Source organism: Leclercia adecarboxylata (genome assembly GCF_006874705.1).
GTDB lineage: Bacteria > Pseudomonadota > Gammaproteobacteria > Enterobacterales > Enterobacteriaceae > Enterobacter > Enterobacter adecarboxylatus_C.
Map to the genome: position 1 here is coordinate 24,343 of NZ_CP035380.1, position 19,564 is coordinate 43,906.

Consider the following 19,564-nt stretch of genomic DNA (forward strand, 5'->3'; position numbering starts at 1 on the left):
AATAAAGCTGTATGGCCAACGACGTCACTTCAGGCTGGAAAAGTGCGGATCCGGTTTTGGTGTTTTTCGGATCTGCGGATGGGAATAAAGCGAATGATGCGGATATGGCATTAATTAAAGATTATTATTGCTCTGCTGACATTAGTGCCTGAGCAGTCATAAAAATGATAATTATTGTCCTTTATGCAACGATGCCGTCCGCCTGCTCCGACCTGGTCAACGCAGCTGTTGAAAACTACTATTATTTCTATTATTCTGGAAATATAGAAATAAAAACGCGAGGGCGGATATGGAACTGGACACTGCCGCGAGGGTGCTGAAAGAACTCGGGCACGCCACACGGCTTGGCATCTACCGGACACTGATCAAAGCCGGACATCAGGGGATGCCCGTTGGTGAACTGCAGCAGCAGCTCGCGGTACCGGCGTCCACCCTGAGCCACCACCTGTCGTCCCTGATGGCCGTCTCCCTGGTTCGTCAGGAGCGCCAGGGGCGAACCCTTTTCTGCCACGCCTGCTATGACAACCTCGGGGCGCTGATTGCCTTCCTGACAGATGAATGCTGTTCAGGCGGATCTGAGCGTCCTGCACCGTAAGCCTACCGGAGAGAAAATGCTGTCTGAACTGAAAAATGTGGATCCTGAACTGTTTGATACCGGCATCACCGCTGCCCGTATGGGCGTGGAGGCAACTGACCATCCACCCCGGATCCTGATGCTGTACGGCTCTGTGCGTGAACGGTCCTACAGCCGCCTGGCAACGGAAGAAGCTGCGCGGCTGCTGACAGCAATGGGCGCGGAGGTCCGGATTTTCTGTCCGTCCGGTCTTCCCCTGCCGGACGATGCGCCGGACACGCACCCGAAGGTCGTGGAGCTGCGCGAACTCGTTCGCTGGTCTGAAGGGATGGTGTGGTGCTCTCCTGAACGGCATGGCGCAATGACCGGCATCATGAAAGCCCAGATTGACTGGATCCCCTTGTCAGAAGGCGCTGTACGCCCGTCCCAGGGAAAAACGCTGGCCGTTATGCAGGTCTGCGGCGGCTCCCAGTCGTTTAACGCCGTCAACCAGATGCGCATTCTTGGCCGCTGGATGCGGATGATCACCATCCCGAACCAGTCCTCCGTGGCAAAAGCGTGGCAGGAGTTTGATGAAGACGGGCGGATGAAACCGTCGTCCTACTACGACCGCATTGTGGATGTGATGGAAGAGCTGATGAAGTTTACCCTGCTGACCCGGGAGCATGCAGCCTATCTCGTCGATCGCTACAGTGAACGCAAAGAGTCGGCAGAAGCGCTTTCCCGGCGCGTGAATCAGGGCAGCATCTGAGGGCAGATATGCGTGACGTCACGGCATTCAACACCTGCATGAGCGCGTTCTGGCAACAGCATGAAGCAGAGCTTTCCCGTTTTCTGGTGTCAAGAACGGGCGATCGGGAGCAGGCAGCCGATCTGCTTCAGGAAGTCTTCCTGCGCGCCCGGGCCTGTGCAGACCGCTTCTGTGAAATGGAGAACCCGCGGGCCTGGCTGTACCGGACGGCGAGGAATCTGCTGACGGATGAGTACCGTGCCGCCAGGAACGTCGTGGCGCTGGAAGACGAGATCCCCCTGCCTGAGGCCTTCCCTGAGGCGGTTTCAACGCTGGAGATTTGCCTGCCTGAAACCCTGCAGGCCTTGCCTGACGAGGAAAGGTGGCTGATAGAAGAGGCCGATCTGAACCGGCGTCCCCAGCAATGCCTGGCCGACGAGCTGGGGATCACGCTGACGGCGTTTAAGTCGCGCCTGCTTCGCGCCCGGAAACACCTGAAGGAGACGATGACGGAACTCTGCCTGGTGGAAGCGGATGATGCGTCTTCCGTCTGCTGCCATAAAAAAATGGATTAACCGCGCATCTTTTTCCCGTCTCACTCGTTTACCTCAGTGTAAAGCCCCATCACTCAACACTGAGGTAAACAGTCCATGTCAAAAATTGAGATCTTTGAAGCCGCAGGCTGCTGTGCGACCAGCAGCGTCGTGGTCAGCGATGAAGCCGTTAAATGGAACGCCAGCGCCGAATGGGCGAAAACGCATGGTGTGGATATTCAGCGTTACAGCCTGGCAAAGAACCCGCAGCAGTTCCTGAATACCCCTGTCATCAAAGAGTTCCTGAACACATCAGGGATGGAGTCCCTCCCTGTCACCTTGCTCGACGGCAAACTCGTGATGGCAGGCAAACTCCCGTCCCGGGAAGATATCGCCCGCTGGGCCGGTTTTTCCCTCACGCAGGACTGGAATGAAGACAGCACGCAGCCGCGCTGCTGCAGCATTCCCCGTATGCCTTAATCCCGGAGGAGCTCAACGATGATGATGCCATTTTTACAGAATATCCCCCCGTTTATCTTCTTCACCGGCAAAGGCGGCGTGGGGAAAACCTCTCTGGCCTGCGCGACGGCGGTATGGCTGGCTGACCAGGGCCGGAGAACGCTTCTGGTCAGTACCGATCCGGCCTCCAATGTCGGTCAGGTCTTTAGTCAGACTGTGGGCCACCGGATCACCGGTATCCGCACCGTGGAAAACCTTGCGGCAATGGAAGTTGACCCGATGGCGGCCGCGCAGGCTTACCGCGATCGCGTGCTCGATCCTGTTCGTGACCTGATGCCTGCCGATGTCATCAGCAGCATTGAAGAACAGCTTTCCGGTTCATGTACCACGGAGATCGCGGCATTTGATGAATTTACCGCGCTGCTGACCAGTCATGAACTGCGCGAAAAATATGATCATATCGTCTTTGATACTGCACCAACCGGACACACCATCCGTATGCTTGAGCTGCCGGGCGCCTGGAGCGGCTATCTCGATGCACATCCTGATGCTGCGGCGAATCTCGGCCCTCTGGTGGGGCTGGAGAAACAACAGGACCAGTACGCTGACGCGGTGAAAGCCCTCTCTGATACGGCACTCACGCAACTGGTTCTGGTTGCCCGTGCCCAGGCGTCGACCCTGAAAGAGGTCTCCCATACCCACGAGGAGCTGTCGGCTATCGGTCTTCAGCATCAGCACCTTGCCATCAATGGCGTGCTCCCCCCCTTTGCCGGTGAACAGGATCCGCTGGCGCACAGTATTCTGGCGCGGGAGGAACGGGCCTTACGCGCCATGCCTGAAAACCTCGCGCACCTTCCCCGGTCGATGCTGTATCTGAAGCCCTTTAATCTGGTCGGTCTGGACGCCCTGCGGGCGCTGTTTACAGAGAGCACCCCTGTTCTGCCGGATCCGGGAGCCACGTTCACGACGGTCGATTTACCGGAGCTTTCCTCCCTGGTGGAGGATCTCAGCCGGGCGGGAAAAGGGCTGGTCATGACGATGGGGAAAGGGGGCGTGGGGAAAACCACGGTGGCGGCTGCGGTCGCGGTCTCGCTGGCCAGACGCGGTCATAAAGTCCACCTGACCACCTCCGATCCGGCAGCCCACCTGTCTTACACCCTGGATGGCTCGCTGCCAGGCCTTCAGGTCAGCCGTATCGATCCAAAGGCAGAGACTGAGCGCTATCGTCGCTTTGTGCTGGAAAATCAGGGAAAAGGGCTGGATGCGGAGGGACTGGCGGTACTGGAGGAAGATCTCCGTTCCCCCTGCACCGAAGAGATTGCCGTGTTTCAGGCATTCTCCCGGATCATCAAAGAGGCCGACGACCATTTTGTCATTATGGACACTGCGCCCACCGGGCACACGCTGCTGTTGCTGGATGCAACCGGGGCCTATCACTGGGAAATGGTGCGCCAGATGGGGCAGACTCACGACCACGTGATAACGCCAATGATGCAGCTGCAGGATCCGGAGAAGACCAGAGTCATTATCGTGACGCTTGCCGAAACCACGCCGGTACTGGAAGCGGCCGGGCTGCAGCAGGACTTACGCCGGGCCGGGATTGAACCCTGGGCGTGGGTCATCAATAACAGCCTCGCGGCTGCAAAGCCGTCCTCCCCTTTCCTGGTTACCCGTGCCCGTCGCGAACTGCCACTGATTGACGACGTTGCCGGGCAGTATGCACAGCGCATTGCCCTGACGCCACTGCAGAAGGACGACCCGGTAGGCGTGGACCTGCTGGCTGAAATGGCGGGCTGACAGGTGGGGCGAAGCCCCACCTCCACTTAAAACATTTCCTTATACAGGTCATAAGATGAAGCGCTTAACCTGCCGTCGCGAATTCCGGTAGTGTGTCAGTCAACATCACAGGAGTCATACGATGCACATTATGAATGCTGAAGAGCAGCACATTCCCGCCATACGCCGCATTTACGCCCATCATGTCCTGCACGGCACAGGCAGCTTCGAGACGGAACCCCCGGACACGCAGGAAATGCTCGCCCGGGTGAAAAACGTTCAGTCACGTGGGTTTCCCTGGTATATCGCCCTGCAGGGGGGGACGGTCATCGGCTACTGTTATCTCTCCCGCTACCGCGAACGCCATGCCTACCGGTTTACGGTTGAAAATTCGGTGTACATCGATCCGGCTTATCAGCGGCAGGGGGTAGGAAAAGCCTTACTCGATCATGCCTTAACATGGGCCCGGTCTCAGGGATACCGCCAGATGATAGCGGTTGTGGGGGACAGTGCAAACGTCGCGTCTGTGGCGCTGCATCTTCGCGCCGGATTTACTGAAATCGGCACGCTGAAGGACATCGGTTTCAAGCATGGCCGCTGGCTGGACACGGTGTTGCTGCAGCGTCAGCTGGGAGAGGGGAGCAGTACGCTGCCGGACAGTCCGGCACCCGGATGCTGAGGCAGGAGAAAGGGGGCATCGCCCCCTTTCGGTTATTTCAGCCGTTTCCCGGCCGCATCAACCACTTTTTCGCCGTCTTCTTTGGTGAAAGCCCCTTTCTGCGCATCCGGAAGAATATCCAGTACCACTTCGGAAGGACGGCACAGGCGGGTTCCCAGCGGTGTCACCACAATCGGACGGTTAATCAGGATCGGATGCTGAAGCATAAAATCGATTAACTGATCGTCAGTAAACTTATCTTCCGCAAGCCCCAGTTCTTCATAAGGCTCGACGTTTTTGCGCAGCAAAGCCCGGACTGAAATGCCCATATCTGCAATGAGTTTGACCAGCTCATCGCGTGAAGGTGGATTTTCAAGGTAATGAATAACGGTCGGTTCATTACCACTGTTGCGGATCATCTCCAGGGTATTACGCGACGTGCCGCAGGCCGGGTTGTGATAAATGGTGATGTTGCTCATATCAGTATCTCATTACAAAGTGAAAGAGAGACGTAGCGCCAGCGCGGCCAGCGTTACAAACAGCACAGGCAGAGTCATGACGATCCCGGTGCGGAAATAGTATCCCCAGGTGATGGTCATATTCTTCTGTGAAAGGACATGCAGCCAGAGCAGCGTTGCCAGGCTACCAATAGGTGTAATTTTAGGTCCCAGATCGCAGCCAATCACGTTGGCATAAATCATCGCTTCTTTGATAATGCCTGTTGCGGTGCTGCCATCAATAGAGAGAGCGCCAACCAGCACGGTAGGCATGTTGTTCATGATGGAAGACAGGAAAGCCGTCAGGAAGCCCGTCCCCAGCGTCGCGGCCCAGAGTCCTTTATCCGCCAGTACATTCAGCACGCCGGAAAGGTATTCGGTTAGCCCGGCGTTGCGCAGACCGTAGACCACCAGATACATCCCCAGCGAGAAAATAACGATCTGCCAGGGTGCGCCACGCAGCACTTTACCGGTGTTAATGGCATGACCTCGTTTAGCAACTGCAAACAGGATCACAGCGCCAACAGCAGCAATCGCGCTTACCGGGATACCCAACGGCTCAAGAACGAAAAAACCAGCCAGAAGAAGGATCAACACAATCCAGCCGGTTCTGAAGGTTGCCAGATCTTTAATGGCGTTTGCCGGTACTTTCAGGAGAGCCAGGTCGTAAACCGGCGGAATATCTTTGCGGAAGAACAGATGCAGCATCACCAGTGTGGCAGTGATGGCTGCAATATCAACCGGCACCATTACCGACGCATATTCGGTGAATCCCAGACCAAAGAAGTCCGCCGAGACGATATTCACCAGGTTTGACACGATAAGCGGCAGGCTGGCGGTATCGGCAATAAAGCCGGCAGCCATGACGAAAGCCAGTGTCGTGCCTTTGCTGAAGCCTAATGCCAGCAGCATGGCAATGACTATCGGCGTCAGAATCAGTGCCGCACCATCGTTGGCAAACAGCGCCGCCACCGCCGCACCGAGCAGAACGATATACGTAAAAAGCAAACGGCCACGTCCGTTACCCCAGCGCGAAACGTGCAGTGCCGCCCATTCGAAGAAGCCGGATTCATCGAGCAACAGGCTGATAATAATCACGGCAATAAAGGTCGCCGTCGCGTTCCAGACGATATTCCACACCACCGGGATATCCCCCGGATGCACCACGCCTGAAATCAGGGCCAGAACCGCGCCCAGCGTGGCGCTCCAGCCAATCCCCAGTCCCTTCGGTTGCCAGATAACCAGGACGATGGTCAGGACAAAAATAGCGCCTGCCAGTAACATAACACCTCCTGCCAGGGCGACCCTGCCGCCCTGTATATGCAAAAAAATTAACTCATCAACTCTCTGAGCTTTTCAATACCGGCGGGCTCAGACGCCAGCACCGGAACAAGCGCTACACGGTCAGCGTGCTGATTCTTCACAGCGTCGATCTGAGGCAGCTCCTGCCGGGCGCGCTGGCAAAGCAACGGAGAACGCGTATCCGCACTGGAAAGGCTGTTATTGATAATCCAGCCCCACGGATGGATCCCCGCTCGTTCAAGGTCAGCCTGCAGGTTTGCCGCTTCCAGCACCGGTGTGGTTTCAGGAAGCGTAACCAGCAGAACTTTGGTTCGTTCCGGGTCCTGAAGCTGCATCATGGGGGTAGTAAAATGACCTTTACTCCCCATTTTTTTGGCAATCTCCCGGTGATAAGCCCCGGTCGCATCCAGCAGCAACAGTGTGTGTCCGGTAGGGGCGGTATCCATCACCACAAAGCGCTTACCCGCTTCACGAATCACGCGGGAAAAGGCCTGAAACACGGCAATTTCTTCCGTACAGGGAGAGCGTAAATCCTCTTCCAGTAGCCGTTTCCCTGCTTCGTCCAGATCTCTTCCCTTCGTCTCAAGAACATGCTGGCGATAGCGTTCGGTTTCATCGTGAGGGTTGATGCGGCTGACCTGCAGGTTTTTGAGGCTGCCGTCCAGCGTTGTACTCAGGTGCGCAGCAGGATCAGAGGTCGTGAGATGCACGTCAAATCCCCTGTCTGCCAGCCTGACGGCGATGGCAGCAGCCATCGTGGTTTTCCCTACGCCACCTTTGCCCATCAGCATAATCAGGCCGTGTTCACTGCGGGCGATATCATCGACCAGGCCAGAGAGTGATAAGTTTTCAGGCGTGTACAGGATGTTCGTTACCGTGAGCGGTAATGACTCAGACCGGGTATCCAGCAGTCCCTTCAGTGCAGGCACGCCAACCATATTGACTGGCTGGAGTAACAGGGTATCTGTCGGTAGCCCGGATAAACCGGCAGGAAGATTTGCCAGTGCCTCCTGCTCACGTTGCCATATCGCAGCGGCCAGGGCGTCATGTTCCGCCTCGGTTTCAGGCAGCACACCATTAATCACCAGGTACTGGTTTTTCAGGCCAATTGCGGCGAGTTCTTCATGGGTGCGGGCGACTTCCTGCAGCGTTGATTTTTGCAGTCGAGCAACCAGAACCAGGCGGGTACGTTCAGGATCGGATAACGCCTCTACCGCATGAGCATACTGCTCACGCTGCTTTTCCAGCCCGGCCATTGGGCCAAGACAGGAAGCACCATCCGGGTTACTTTCAATGAAGCTACTCCAGGCACCAGGAAGCTGGAGAAGGCGAATCGTGTGGCCCGTCGGCGCTGTATCAAAAATGATGTGATCGAAACGGGTCAGCAGGGAAGCGTCTGTCAATAAGCCGGTGAACTCGTCAAACGCCGCAATCTCAGTGGTACAGGCTCCTGAAAGCTGCTCGCTGATACTGTTAACAACGTCATCAGGCAGAAGACCTTTGATAGGATCAACGATTCTGGCCCGATATTGCCGGGCGGCTTCCTGCGGGTCAATCTCCAGTGCGGAAAGTCCAGGAACTGCTGTCACAGGGCGGATCGTGTTACCGATAGCCTGCTCGAATACCTGACCGACATTGGAGGCTGGATCGGTACTGACCAGCAAAACCCGCTTACCCTGTTCGGCAAGGCGGATAGCCGTCGCGCAGGAAATGGAAGTTTTTCCTACACCTCCCTTGCCGGTAAAAAACAGGTAAGGCGGGATATTCTGTAAGAATTTCATATGTCCTCCTGACATATTCAGCAACAGGAAGTATTACCACCACAGCAACTGGTGGAAGCTAACCCTACCTTCTCCAGCGGAATACCGAACCAGCGAGCCAGCTCAGCGCGTTTTGGGTATCGCCCGGCCATCACCGTTTCACCGTCCAACAGCAGTAGCGGAAGGCTCTCTGCGCCGGATGCATCGAGGAAGGCTTTCGCTTTCTCATTATGAACAAAGCTCATGGGCTGCTGCGCCAGGTTGTAACGTTCAACCTGTACGCCACGTCCTTTCAGCCACTGCACATCAGCAGAAAAATCAACCAGTACCTGATCGACATCTGAGCCACATACGCCGGTACTGCAGCACATTGCCGGGTCAAACACCGTTAATGTCTTCATTCTGAATACCTCACATTTGAAAATACATATATGTTCAGGCAAATTTTTTAGATGCAAACAGCCTTACCGCTACCAGAGCAGTTTACCGATGCCAGCTTACGGGCGATGGCCTGTACGTCGTCCTGTTGGCTTAACCAGGCCTGCTCAATCACCTGAGCGGCCCAGGAAGGAATATGCGGGGATAAGCGATAGTGAACCCATTTCCCCTGCTTGCGATCCAGCAATAGACCACTTTCCCTGAGCATTGCCAGATGACGGGAGATCTTGGGCTGTGACTGTTCCAGCGCCGCGCAAAGATCGCAGACGCACAGTTCTCCCATCTCCCTGAGAAGCAGGACAATACCCAGACGGGTTTCATCGGACAGGTTTTTGAAAAGCTTCAGGGCTGTAAGGGTCATTATTCCTCCTGTTCAGTTGCGTAAAGCATACTCCCGGAGACAAAAAAAACAACCATACATTCGAAAATTCGAATATGTAAACGCGTCAGATGACGATTTCACTCCGGTATTCATCCGTTAGTGTCCGGGCAAAATTGATGTCTGTTACTGAGATCCGACTTCGGGAGTTTTCGGATCTGAGCGTAAAAGAAGTAGGTACCATGATGTTTATGTTGTTATGGAAAAGCAAAATAACTTGTGTAGCATATTTACTACATTAGATTTTGGTGGTAAAAAATAACACACATACAAGCAAGAGAGCATATAAGATGGCAGCCATAAACATAAAGATAGATGATGTACTCAAGGATGGCGGAGATGACGTTTTGCGGGAGCATGGTCTGAACACTACGCAGGCTATTACACTTTTCTGGCAGTATCTCGTCCAGCACCGCAGGCTGCCTTTCATCGCTGAGACCAGACTTTTCACAGCAACCGATCTTACCCTTGCCGTTGCCACCCAGTATGGCGATGCGCTCAACCAGTTGCATAAAATCCAGGACATGCTCAGTTCCGGCGCGACAGTATTCGCTGAACTTGCCGCCGCTAAACTGGAGCTCTCCCGTCAGGCTGCAGCCATTCAGCAGAATGGCTGGCGACTGGCGTCCCTGCCGGAGGACAATGATTTATCTGCCTCAGCACGGCGGATGCTACCCCGCATTCACTACCACCTGACCGGATGTGACTTTGCATTGTCTGACTTACCGTCCTGCTCCCCGATCCCGGTCCGGCTGGTGAACGGGTTTGGTGCTGCACTACAGCAATACGAAAGTGAGTTTTCCAGGTTGCAGGCGGTACTACGTGATTCAGGCCTGCTGGCACGCCCTGAGCCGCTGCGTGAATTTGTTTACCGGGACGAAAACGTCATGATATCGGTCATACAGCAGCATGATTATCAGCACGGGGCATGGATTGTGCGGATGCAGGCCAAATCTCTGGAACATGAAAATGCCCTGGAGGATGCCGGCCTGACTTTCCCGGAACTGGAGGGCAGGGTGTTTCTGCCCGGTAGCGTGTACGGAAAAGCGGTACGCAATTCGCAGACCGGAAAATATGAGATGGGATTCCGGTTTCTCTCCGGCGTCACAGAGTTTCATATGTACTCCAGCGGGCATGAGGAGGACGGGAATCCAACCTCAGCGGATCAGGTGGCGGCCAGCCTCGCCGTAACGGTGGACACTTATCTTGTAACGTTGCTCCATGAAATGGCCGGCAAAAATTAACCCTGGAGATAAAAAATGAATAATAACCACGGTATTCCTGACCATCTTTTCACCGTACAGAATTCTGATAACACATACAGCTGGACCCTGGGAACGCGTATGGGCCAGTTTCTCTCTGAGATAGAAACGCTCTATGGTGCCCGGGACACCACCTGGACTCTTCTGGGATTTGAGTTTAACGAAGGAAGGCCAAATATCCGCTTTTCCGGCTACCCGGCCCGGCGGCAGATTATTATCCGGCTGGGTGAGAAAGCCTTTAAGTCTGCTCCGCAGGCTATATATCAACTTGCTCATGAGTGCATTCACCTGCTGGCTCCAGTAGTGGGTGGAGATGCGCCAGTTTTAGAGGAAGGACTGGCAACCATGTACTCAGAAGACAAAGTCAAAGCGTTGTATCCTTCACCCCAGGATGCGATCCGTACCAGTTCGCAAAACTATATTGATGCCGCAGCCAGGGTCCGGGAGTTACTTCAGCTTGAGCCGGACGCCATCCGCAAGCTTCGTGCTGTGGAGCCGGACTTTTACAGAATGACGGAACACACCTTTGCTGATGCCGGTCTGGACCAGATCCCGCAACCACTGATGGCTGAGCTGCTACGGACTTTTTAAGTCACCGGATGCAGTGTTTACTGCCCTTCCCGCCGGCAGCTGTCCGCTGCGGAGGGGGCCTGCGAGGGGTTGCCCATGCCCCCGGAAACCCCTCTTTATACAGCCTGGTGCGTATCATTTTGACCCGCTCATTACTGATGTTATCGGTATCGAGTGATACCGTGACCAGTATTGCCAGACTGGCGTCGGTGAGGGTAAAGCGAGCCGGAAGTTTCCAATAGCTGCTCCGGGCTGTTTCAATGCTTTCAAACAGCACCCGCAGGTAGTCCGGCACGGCTTCCCCTCTGCCGTCGACAATAGCTTCCTCGCTCCGGTGTAAAAATTCGGCTTCAGGAATTTCCCTGGCGGCGACGTTGAGGATCTGTTCAAGAGAGGGCCAATATTTGCCGTCATACTGGTTGCGCAGGGCGTCGAGAGGATCACGCAAATACGAACGATAGTGCCCGTTCTGCTCTGAGGCCATCTCAATCAGATCGACAATGTGCGTCGTGCGCTCCAGTGAAAAGGCGTTACGATTGAGTATCTGGCCCTGCTCTGTCAGCAGCGCAGACAACGCTGCCGCCTGCGCGGCGATTTTCTCATTCAGCTCGGTCAGCCTGCGGTAGTCAGCTTTCAGCCGGCTGTTATGATCCTGAGTGCCATAAGCTCCTGCAAAAAAAATCTGCTCCAGCAGGGTGTGGCACTGCTGCCAGCTGAGCCGCTGCTGCGCAATGTTTTCCCATACCGGCATCATTTCTGTTTCACGGGAAATAAGCCTGTCCAGCAACGGCCAGTGCGGTTTTCGCAGCGAATGTTCGTGGAGGTCATCACGGTATGCTTTAAGTGTATTAAGCACGTCATCGGCAGTACGGGTATGCAGGTAATACATGTCTTTTCCTCATCAGGTCCGGTTCAGGCAATTATGTCCGGGCACCACGCGATTGTCGGTAACGCAGGAGAGAAATATTTACTGGCGCTGCGTTACTTCGCTTCCGGCTCATACTTTTTCCGGATCTCAGGAAGGGAGAAGACAGATTTTTGCAGAATAAGCATAAAAAAAGGTCAGTTGTTGTTATGAGGAGATTATTGCCATGAGGGAAAATTTAGGAATGACTAAGCCTTGAATGGAAACAAAGAGAAAAGACAGTTTTTCCCCCTCAGCATCAGCATACAGTGAGGGGGAGCAACTACCCAACAAGTGGATCGTTTGCAGTTTTCATTTCATGATGCGTCTTCACCAAGTAAGGACTGCAAACTGACAGAGTCATTACGGAGTATAAAGCGGACTTTAATCTGACCACTGAAAACGGCCTCTCCTTCATATTGAGAATGCAAAGCTATTTCAAGTGGTTTACCATCAACCTCTTCAGCATTAAAATTGAACATGCTATCTCTCTCACTTTTGATTTTATACTCTTCAAAATAGTTTTTATTCACAAGCAGAGCATCAATAGCATCAAAGTGAGGCCTGATATAGAGCGAACAGCTTTTTGCTTTACCACGGATCTTTAGATTTCGCTCTTCGTCATAAAACAATTTATCTTCTTTACCCTCTACACTATCTAAAGTATTCGATCTGTAGTCATTATATTGATTCCATAATCTTTCGTCACCCACAATGAGATAGTCATCTTCTTGGAGGTCATCATAATCATAAACCACATTTAGAAGTTCGGCGAATGACGTCACATTAATATACCGTTGAGCTGGTTGGCGACTTAGCAAACGTAACAAATCAAGTACATGCTCGTTGATCAATGTGGATGCGCGATTTTCTTCAAATCTGTGTATCTTGCGAGAAAATTTATTTGTAACATCTTGCTTTTCAATATAGAAAACTACGGATCTCTTAATATTACTATTCTCTACCGGGACAGATGTAATATTATCAAAAAGAGAAAATAATATTGATTTGCTTAACTTTTGTGTAAAAAAGTCAGAGATAATACTTCCAAAGTTATCTAGAATTGTACTGCTGACTGGAGACTTTATGATTTCTTGCTCAATATGATTGGTAAAAAGATCCAGATACTCTTGTATCAAGTCAGACACTCTCTGTCGCTTTTCGGTAAAAACATCATCAGCAACAAAAGCAGCACAGGTCAGTTTGTTGATGGCATTGTGCAGTGAGGAAAGATTTCTTACGGTTTGCTCCAAAAACTGAAACGATAATAGATTAGAAGCAACAATTGCGTTCATTTTAGGTGAAACCGAATTTGCATCACCACAACGCAATATACACAACTCCGCTATCTGGGGGATGAGATCCTCAATTCCCCCGAGGCGTCTTCCCATATAGCTTCGCCCGCTTACCAAGCTTTTACCATGTGTTGATGATAATTTCCTTATAATGTTCCCGGGTGAATTTAATGCCTCCCCGCGGTCAGCTTTATTCCAGATAAGCAAACGGATAAAAACGTCGATGATGTCTGAACTCCTGGTCATTCCTTCAGATAAACGTTCAAAACCACCGGTATTTTCAACAAGACTCCCGTCAAGCAGAGTGCTGACAGCAAACTGACAATGCGTGTTTTGAAAGGCATCGGGTTTGCTAATAATAAATGCAGCTGTTAAGAGTCGAAGATCTGTCAGTGTGTTCTTGTAAAAAGAGTCCAGAAGTTGCGACGGTTTAACCGGTTTTCTTAATGGCGTATTCTCCTGACTGAAAACAATTTCGCCATCCAGAGTTGCCTGCGTAACGATAAACTCCTGCCAGCTGAACAGTGCATTGTTATGACTATCAGCAGACCCTCGGGCAGTATGAAGCCAGCGGTTCATTAAGTCCACCGCCCAGTCAACAGAGCCTGACTCGCCTGACAGCACTGCACATGCGACTATGTCGGGTAAGGTGAAAAGGTGCTCTTTCAGAGTGTCCTGGTATAACTGCTGACCACCATTTTTTTTGGATATGTATTCCAGACCATCAGTCCATCCTTCCCAAATTTCGACAAAATCCCTTAAAAGGGCCTCATAACTCTGACGCTGTGTTAAATCAAGCCTCCCCGTGTTGGCATGGCCCCAGCGCACGAGAATGTCCCATGAATAAAATGTATATTTCAAAGCAAGTTGTATTTCTTTGAAGGAAATTTTTTCTCTTTTAGAACACAGCATTCGGGGAACGTTCATACATTCTGCATAAAACCTCTCAGATATATCAATGCGTATAACTGCCTGCCGGAAAAGCTGATAAAGCTCTGTATATAATTTATCAGTAAAACTACGATCCCAAAAAATGTCATTTGCTAATAACAAAAGATTATCTGTCTGCTGCCCTTGCTTGAAATTAAATCCGTCCGTAAAAGTTGTTATGTCACGACAGAATCCTTCAATAGCTTCGTCAAAGGCATTGATATCAGCACTGGCTAACGCATCAATGGCATCACCTAAAAGCCCTTTGATTATTCTGTCTGTTGCAATATGATGTTTAGTAGCGATACCTGTGCGGAAGCAACGTGTTAAGACATTTACAAGAACATGGTCTGACTCGATATTTTTAACTTTAAACAGGGGTAGGGTTTCGAACTCATCCCGGCTATCCAGCTTCGAAAATAACGCAATCGTTATTTGTTTTTTCTTTAAGCGACCATACATATTTATAAGCCAGAGAATAATCTTCAATGGCCGCACATAGATATCTTTAATAACATCCTGTACTGAAGCTTTTTTTCTTATAATTGAGAATTCATTTTCAAATGAATAATCCTCAATGATAATATTATTATATTTATCATTTTTGATAATTTGGCTTTCAACAGGCTTATTTAAAAAAATGTTATTCAGTTGACTTTTCACATGCGCTGATAAAATGTCGGTAGTGAGGTAGCGTAACACCATTCTTTCGCGTTTTTCATCGTCAAGAACACTTAGGCTTTGCACAAAGAACCAGACAGAAAGCGCAATATTAAGCATCATCCATATAATACTTATCCCACAAATTATCGCGTAGTTATAGTTCCCGACGAATGTCCTTAGCAACAATCCGCAGAGCATGAAGCCAGAAAGAAATAAACCGCTCAGACCTGCCAGCATGAACCCGGAATAGGTCTGATAAGCTGCGTGTACGATTTTCCTTGCTGATTTCCTCTGAAATATAACACTGACAAGGCCAACGACCATGGGATACACAATACCTATAATGGTAAGCTGCCCCCCCAGGAGGTTTATCTGGGCGTCAAGCAGGGTATTCCATTTAGGAAACCACTCAGCCACAAATGGCTTTATATAGCCTTTAGCTGAGACCATCACAATGAAAATGGCTGCAAAAAATGATATCAGCATAAACATTGCTTTTACGTAATACTTTGAACCATAGACCAGTATTTTCTCAAAGCCGTTCCATTTCAATGCCATGTATGATTGATTTACATGAATGTTGTCACGGATGAACTTATCTGTCTGGTAGCTAATGCTGTCTAGGATTTTTTTAAGCATGTTGGCTCATTAATATAGATATTATTGTTTATATAGTGTGATAGAGAAAGGTCATGTGAGTCAGTCACTTTACCATTACACGCCTTAATTTTCTTCCATCAAACACATTGTTCGGGCTACTTCCACATTCGCCTGTTTAACTCATCACTCACTGCAGACTGTAGCTATGTATCAGGGGAGTAATTTTCCGGCTTAACCAGAAATCGGATCAGCGCGGCGGGAAACCGGCCAACAATATGATAATTAAAACACGAGCATAAAATCATACTAAGTTTGATATTTGTCATATTCAATAAAATCATCCATGATATGAATTTACTTAAATTTAAAATTATCAAACGGAGCATGCAGGATGGATCACGAAGAGACGTTTTCACTCAGCTATGAACAACTGACCCAGTTTGCGGAAAAACATATTCGTGAATGCAATCTGGATAGCCAGGGCGTGATTTATATCAGCGAGTCAGCCAAGGCAGGAGCCGTGCTGAGCTTGTGGTATGAACTGGCCTTAAATGGCTATGCCTCAATGAATGCCATAAACAGAAAAGAGCTCATAGACGCCGATCATCAGCGTCTCAGAAAGCTCATCTGGCCAGAGACGGATAAGCAATGACTCACGCGCGCCGACCATCGCCGCTGCAGAGGCGGGTGCTGATTGTGCTGGCTGCCTTGGATGCGAAACGTCCAGGGCCGGTCGCCACGCGGGATATTGAGCGGGTACTGGAGCAGGGTGGCGACGCCCCGGTGTATGGGCCGAACCTGCGCGCCTCCTGCCGGCGGATGGAAGCCGCGGGCTGGCTGCTCACCTTGCGCGCCCCGAACCTGCAGCTGGCCGTCGAGCTAACGGAGGCAGGCCGTGCGCTGGCCGCCCGGCTATTGGCTGGCGAACAAGCGCGCGTTCTGGCGGAGCAGCGCGCGACGGCGGTCCGGGTATTGCCCCTGGTTCCGCGCAGCCAGGCTAATGAGGCTGACGACCGACCGGTGGAGCTGGACGATCGCTGGCACCTGGCGTGCCGGGGCGACTACGTCATCCGTATCGACGGGACCACCTGCCTGCAGCTATGGAGCGCGGCCGGACAGGTGACGCGCCTGGAAGGCGATCCCCTGCAGGTAGCCACCTGGCTGCAGGCCTGCCACGACGCAGGTATTGCGGTCCGGGTGCAGGTCAATGAAAGCCTCAAACCGGAAGAGGGCACACCGGACGGTACCGCGCCGGCGGACCGGACGTATACCTGGTATCGCCAGCTGGACGCCGCGCTGCAGGCGCAGGGGATCACTGGCCTGACGGATGAGATCTGCCTTGCTGTGGTGAGGCCTGAGGGCTCATTACGGACGCTGCAGGCGCCGGTGCGCCTGCTGCACGTTCTGCGCGAAAGCCTGGAGGCATTCCCGCTCTCAGCCACCGCGTATGAAGAAGATACCGGCGCCGCACTGGACACCCTGCTGGCCCGGGCTGGATTTACTGCGAGCCAGGCGCAGGAGTTGCGGCGGCACCGCATCTGCTGGCCATTAATGAGCGAGGAAGAAATCGACCGGCGCTTGCTGAACCCTCCACGCGACACCAGGGAGGACTAATAGGGGTCCGCTTGGAAAACGGAAATTATCCCACGCTAAGACTATATTGTGTACAGCAGTGGAGAAGGATGAGAGACCAGCAGTTCATTAACAGGGACTCCTTTTTGCTTAAGCGGCTCAATGGTTCTTTCTATATAAACCGTATTCCAGAGTGTTATCGCCGCCGTATGTAGTGTCAGCGCCGGTGGCGTGGTAACGCTGATCCTCCCACCCCCAGATCCCTGATCCCGACCGGACGAGTCTGGCGGCCTGATGAACTTAAGCGGATTATTGAAATTTGCCTGGCCAATGACATCTGGGTGATATCTGACGAAATTCACTGCGACCTGTCCCGAAGCGGTATCGGTCATACACCGGCCGCCTCTCTTTTCCCTGATTCTACACGCATTATTACCTGCATGTCCTCGAGTAAAACATTCAATCTGGCCGGGAATTTGTTGGCAAATATCATTATTCCGGATCCCGGTGTCAGAAGCGAGTGGCGTCTCAGACACGACGAGTTCATCTCTCCACTGAGCCTGGCAGCAAACAAAGCGGCGTGGAGTGAATGTGATGACTGGCTTGTCCATCTGAGGGAATATATTGACGGCAATTTCCAGTACCTGCACGACTATCTCAAAAGCTATTTACCCGAAACCAGGTTCTCGATCCCCGAAGGGACATATCTGGCCTGGATAGATATTAGCCGCTACCTGCCCGACACCGCAGGTGAGGATTTATCGCTGTATTTTGCCCGGGAGTCAGGGGTCCTTCTTGAAGGGGGCTTGCTGTTTGTCGACAATGGGGACGGATATATCCGGTTAAATCTGGCCTGCCCACGGAGTATGCTGACAGCAGGGATGAAAAGAATTTCACAGGTACTGCGGATACCGGCTCCTCATCGTGTATAACCCCTTTCTCTCTGGCCGTTTTGTCCTGTCAGGATGTCGTCAGAACCCGGCATAACACCCTGTGCCGGGAACACAAAAGGCACGGATGAACAGGTCGTGAATATTCTTAGTGAAGCCTGCTGATGACATGTCTGGCGACAAAAAAATGCCGCCCTTAAGGGGCGGCTTATGCCAGCGTCACGGGGTTATCGTCTGACCGCCATGATGCCCGCATCGACATCCCAGATAGCGCCCGTCACCCATGAGGTTTTGTCAGACAACAGGAAGAGAATAGTGTTTGCCACATCTTCGGCAGTTCCGACGCGTCCCAGCGGGTGGAAATCGTTCAGCGACTTCATAGCATCTGCGATATCCGCTTTGTCCATGAAGCCTTCGTATATCGGCGTATGAACAATCCCGGGAGACACCGCGTTGACACGAATACCCGCGCTGGCCAGCTCAATCGCCAGATTACGCGTCAGGGCATGCAGACCCGCTTTTGCCATTGAATAGGCCGAGGCCGGCGAGTCACCCAGTGCAGCCTGAGCACCAATCGAACCGACGTTGACGATAGACCCTTCGAGCTTCGCGGCGAGCATGTTCTTCACGACATCCTGTGTAATAAAGAACGTGGCTCGGTTCAGCGAAAGATACATGTCATAATCGGCAAAGCTGTGCTCGGTAAATCCTTTGGGCATGAAGATACCGGCGGCATTCACCATCAGGCTGATATCGCGATGGTGAGCATTAATTTCCTGACGGATAGTTTCCATACCTTCTTCGGTCATCAGGTTCGCCGCGATGACCGCAACCGGTCCCAGAGGGCTCAGTTCTTTTTGCACCGCTTCGGCTTTGTCTTTTTTATTCCCGGTCAGCACGACACTGCCGCCCGCTTCCAGTACCATGCGTGCCACGGCCAGGCCCATGCCGCTGGTACCGCCGACGACGAGCAGTTTTTTACCTTTGAAAAAAGTGTTCATTTTCTGACTCCATTACTGGTGGGTAAGACGTTGCCGGCAGCGTGAAACTGCCGGCGGTTGACGGATTAAATACTGCAGCCATCCGTTCCGCAGGTCTGACCCGCAGTGGCTGAAAATTCGGTTTGCTGTTCATCCCAGACCTGACGCAGGGCATTCAAAAAGTTATCTGCTGCCTGAGCCCCGCTGATGGCATATTTTTCGTTCATCACAAAAACCGGAACGCCGCTGAGGCCAATAGACTGTGCGTGGGCTTCATTGTCGGAAACGGTGGCGCGAAAATCGTCATTTTCCAGGGCGGCTTCAGCGTCAGCTTTCGGCATACCGGCTTCTACGGCCATGGCAACGAGCTGCTGACGGTCAAAGAGAGAGCGACCTTCGGTGATACTGCCATGATAAAAACGTTCTTCCACCGCGTCCGCAATTCCGGCCTTACGCGCGGCAACCAGCAGGGTGTGTGCATCTTCTGTATCACCAAACATCATGCCGTCGAAGTTGTAGATCAGACCTTCAGATTTACCGGCGGTGCCCACCTGATTCATCATCAGCTCCGCTGAATGCTGACTGCCCAGCTTTTTAACGATGGCATCCTTAAAAGGCATCGCGGGAGTACCACCGGCCAGACGGTAGCTGTGATGGCGGATCACCACCTGGTCGCGAAATTCAAAGCGATTCAGACCCTGTTCAAATCTTTTTTTAGCAATCCAGCACCACGGGCAGACCAAATCTGACCAGATATCGATGGTAAGGGTGGGTTTCAGCGTTTGCATAATG

At 52.3% G+C, this 19,564-nt stretch carries 21 protein-coding genes and 1 pseudogene; 12 read left to right on the forward strand and 10 right to left on the reverse strand.

The features are described 5' to 3' along the window. Positions 1-11: 11 nt before the first annotated feature. The 7 genes from ES815_RS23680 (at position 12) to ES815_RS00160 (ending at position 4,751) form a co-directional block, all read left to right on the forward strand. Complete coding sequence (locus tag ES815_RS23680; RefSeq protein WP_158250576.1) at positions 12-152, forward strand: hypothetical protein; 141 nt, start codon at positions 12-14, stop codon at positions 150-152. A gap of 137 nt (positions 153-289) precedes the next feature. Beyond that, positions 290-595 (forward strand): ArsR/SmtB family transcription factor, encoded by a 306-nt coding sequence (locus ES815_RS00135; RefSeq protein ID WP_103825202.1) that lies wholly within the window; start codon positions 290-292, stop codon positions 593-595. Between the two features lie 16 nt (positions 596-611). After that, on the forward strand, positions 612-1,325 hold the full coding sequence (gene arsH / locus ES815_RS00140) for an arsenical resistance protein ArsH (protein WP_181247314.1): 714 nt from the start codon (positions 612-614) through the stop codon (positions 1,323-1,325). Positions 1,326-1,333: 8 nt separating this feature from the next. Next, the gene (locus ES815_RS00145) at positions 1,334-1,879 is read left to right on the forward strand and encodes a sigma-70 family RNA polymerase sigma factor (RefSeq protein WP_103825203.1); all 546 of its coding nucleotides are present in this window, start codon (positions 1,334-1,336) and stop codon (positions 1,877-1,879) included. Positions 1,880-1,954: 75 nt separating this feature from the next. Continuing rightward, on the forward strand, positions 1,955-2,317 hold the full coding sequence (locus ES815_RS00150; RefSeq protein WP_103825204.1) for an arsenic metallochaperone ArsD family protein: 363 nt from the start codon (positions 1,955-1,957) through the stop codon (positions 2,315-2,317). Between the two features lie 18 nt (positions 2,318-2,335). Then, positions 2,336-4,093, forward strand: coding sequence for an arsenical pump-driving ATPase (gene arsA / locus ES815_RS00155; RefSeq protein WP_106995082.1), 1,758 nt, complete (start codon positions 2,336-2,338; stop codon positions 4,091-4,093). 121 nt (positions 4,094-4,214) lie between these two features. Then, entirely contained in the window at positions 4,215-4,751 is a 537-nt protein-coding gene (locus tag ES815_RS00160; protein WP_106995083.1) for a GNAT family N-acetyltransferase, read from the forward strand. Positions 4,752-4,783: 32 nt separating this feature from the next. On the opposite strand, the gene arsC is transcribed toward ES815_RS00160, so the two are convergent. The 5 genes from arsC to arsR are packed head-to-tail and all read right to left on the reverse strand — an operon-like array spanning position 4,784 to position 9,088. Beyond that, the gene (gene arsC, locus ES815_RS00165) at positions 4,784-5,209 is read right to left on the reverse strand and encodes a glutaredoxin-dependent arsenate reductase (protein ID WP_103825207.1); all 426 of its coding nucleotides are present in this window, start codon (positions 5,207-5,209) and stop codon (positions 4,784-4,786) included. A 12-nt stretch (positions 5,210-5,221) separates the two neighbouring features. Further along, positions 5,222-6,511, reverse strand: coding sequence for an arsenite efflux transporter membrane subunit ArsB (arsB, locus tag ES815_RS00170; RefSeq protein WP_103825208.1), 1,290 nt, complete (start codon positions 6,509-6,511; stop codon positions 5,222-5,224). A 47-nt stretch (positions 6,512-6,558) separates the two neighbouring features. Beyond that, positions 6,559-8,310: an arsenite efflux transporter ATPase subunit ArsA gene (arsA, locus tag ES815_RS00175; protein ID WP_103825209.1), complete on the reverse strand. Its 1,752-nt coding sequence runs from the start codon at positions 8,308-8,310 to the stop codon at positions 6,559-6,561. Between the two features lie 17 nt (positions 8,311-8,327). Next, complete coding sequence (gene arsD, locus ES815_RS00180; RefSeq protein ID WP_103825210.1) at positions 8,328-8,690, reverse strand: arsenite efflux transporter metallochaperone ArsD; 363 nt, start codon at positions 8,688-8,690, stop codon at positions 8,328-8,330. A 47-nt stretch (positions 8,691-8,737) separates the two neighbouring features. Further along, the gene (arsR, locus tag ES815_RS00185; RefSeq protein ID WP_103825211.1) at positions 8,738-9,088 is read right to left on the reverse strand and encodes an As(III)-sensing metalloregulatory transcriptional repressor ArsR; all 351 of its coding nucleotides are present in this window, start codon (positions 9,086-9,088) and stop codon (positions 8,738-8,740) included. A 308-nt stretch (positions 9,089-9,396) separates the two neighbouring features. On the opposite strand from arsR, the gene ES815_RS00190 reads away from it, so the two are divergent. Together ES815_RS00190 and ES815_RS00195 are read left to right on the forward strand one after the other, a co-directional pair. After that, on the forward strand, positions 9,397-10,350 hold the full coding sequence (locus tag ES815_RS00190; protein ID WP_103825212.1) for a type II toxin-antitoxin system RelB/DinJ family antitoxin: 954 nt from the start codon (positions 9,397-9,399) through the stop codon (positions 10,348-10,350). Between the two features lie 15 nt (positions 10,351-10,365). Then, positions 10,366-10,959 carry a hypothetical protein gene (locus tag ES815_RS00195; protein WP_103825213.1) on the forward strand — a complete coding sequence of 198 codons (594 nt, stop codon included), beginning with the start codon at positions 10,366-10,368 and terminating at the stop codon, positions 10,957-10,959. 1 nt (position 10,960) lies between these two features. Here ES815_RS00195 and ES815_RS23875 read toward each other — a convergent pair whose 3' ends face one another. Beyond that, entirely contained in the window at positions 10,961-11,827 is an 867-nt protein-coding gene (locus tag ES815_RS23875) for a hypothetical protein (protein WP_224750807.1), read from the reverse strand. 332 nt (positions 11,828-12,159) lie between these two features. After that, positions 12,160-15,369: a hypothetical protein gene (locus ES815_RS00210; RefSeq protein ID WP_142486206.1), complete on the reverse strand. Its 3,210-nt coding sequence runs from the start codon at positions 15,367-15,369 to the stop codon at positions 12,160-12,162. 352 nt (positions 15,370-15,721) lie between these two features. Here ES815_RS00210 and ES815_RS00220 point away from each other — a divergent pair, with 352 nt between their 5' ends. Then, the gene (locus tag ES815_RS00220) at positions 15,722-15,982 is read left to right on the forward strand and encodes a hypothetical protein (RefSeq protein ID WP_103825217.1); all 261 of its coding nucleotides are present in this window, start codon (positions 15,722-15,724) and stop codon (positions 15,980-15,982) included. Between the two features lie 320 nt (positions 15,983-16,302). Beyond that, positions 16,303-16,944 carry a hypothetical protein gene (locus ES815_RS00225; protein WP_260609617.1) on the forward strand — a complete coding sequence of 214 codons (642 nt, stop codon included), beginning with the start codon at positions 16,303-16,305 and terminating at the stop codon, positions 16,942-16,944. A gap of 56 nt (positions 16,945-17,000) precedes the next feature. On the opposite strand, the pseudogene ES815_RS24080 reads toward ES815_RS00225, so the two are convergent. Further along, a pseudogene (locus ES815_RS24080) lies at positions 17,001-17,157 on the reverse strand (Tn3 family transposase); the annotation flags it as partial. Positions 17,158-17,225: 68 nt separating this feature from the next. Between ES815_RS24080 and ES815_RS00235 the strand changes: the two are divergent. Further along, entirely contained in the window at positions 17,226-17,834 is a 609-nt protein-coding gene (locus ES815_RS00235; RefSeq protein ID WP_233210589.1) for an aminotransferase class I/II-fold pyridoxal phosphate-dependent enzyme, read from the forward strand. A 185-nt stretch (positions 17,835-18,019) separates the two neighbouring features. Here ES815_RS00235 and ES815_RS00240 read toward each other — a convergent pair whose 3' ends face one another. Then, positions 18,020-18,793 (reverse strand): SDR family NAD(P)-dependent oxidoreductase, encoded by a 774-nt coding sequence (locus tag ES815_RS00240; RefSeq protein ID WP_004729618.1) that lies wholly within the window; start codon positions 18,791-18,793, stop codon positions 18,020-18,022. Positions 18,794-18,858: 65 nt separating this feature from the next. Continuing rightward, the gene (locus tag ES815_RS00245; protein ID WP_103825219.1) at positions 18,859-19,560 is read right to left on the reverse strand and encodes a DsbA family oxidoreductase; all 702 of its coding nucleotides are present in this window, start codon (positions 19,558-19,560) and stop codon (positions 18,859-18,861) included. Positions 19,561-19,564 lie beyond the last annotated feature (4 nt).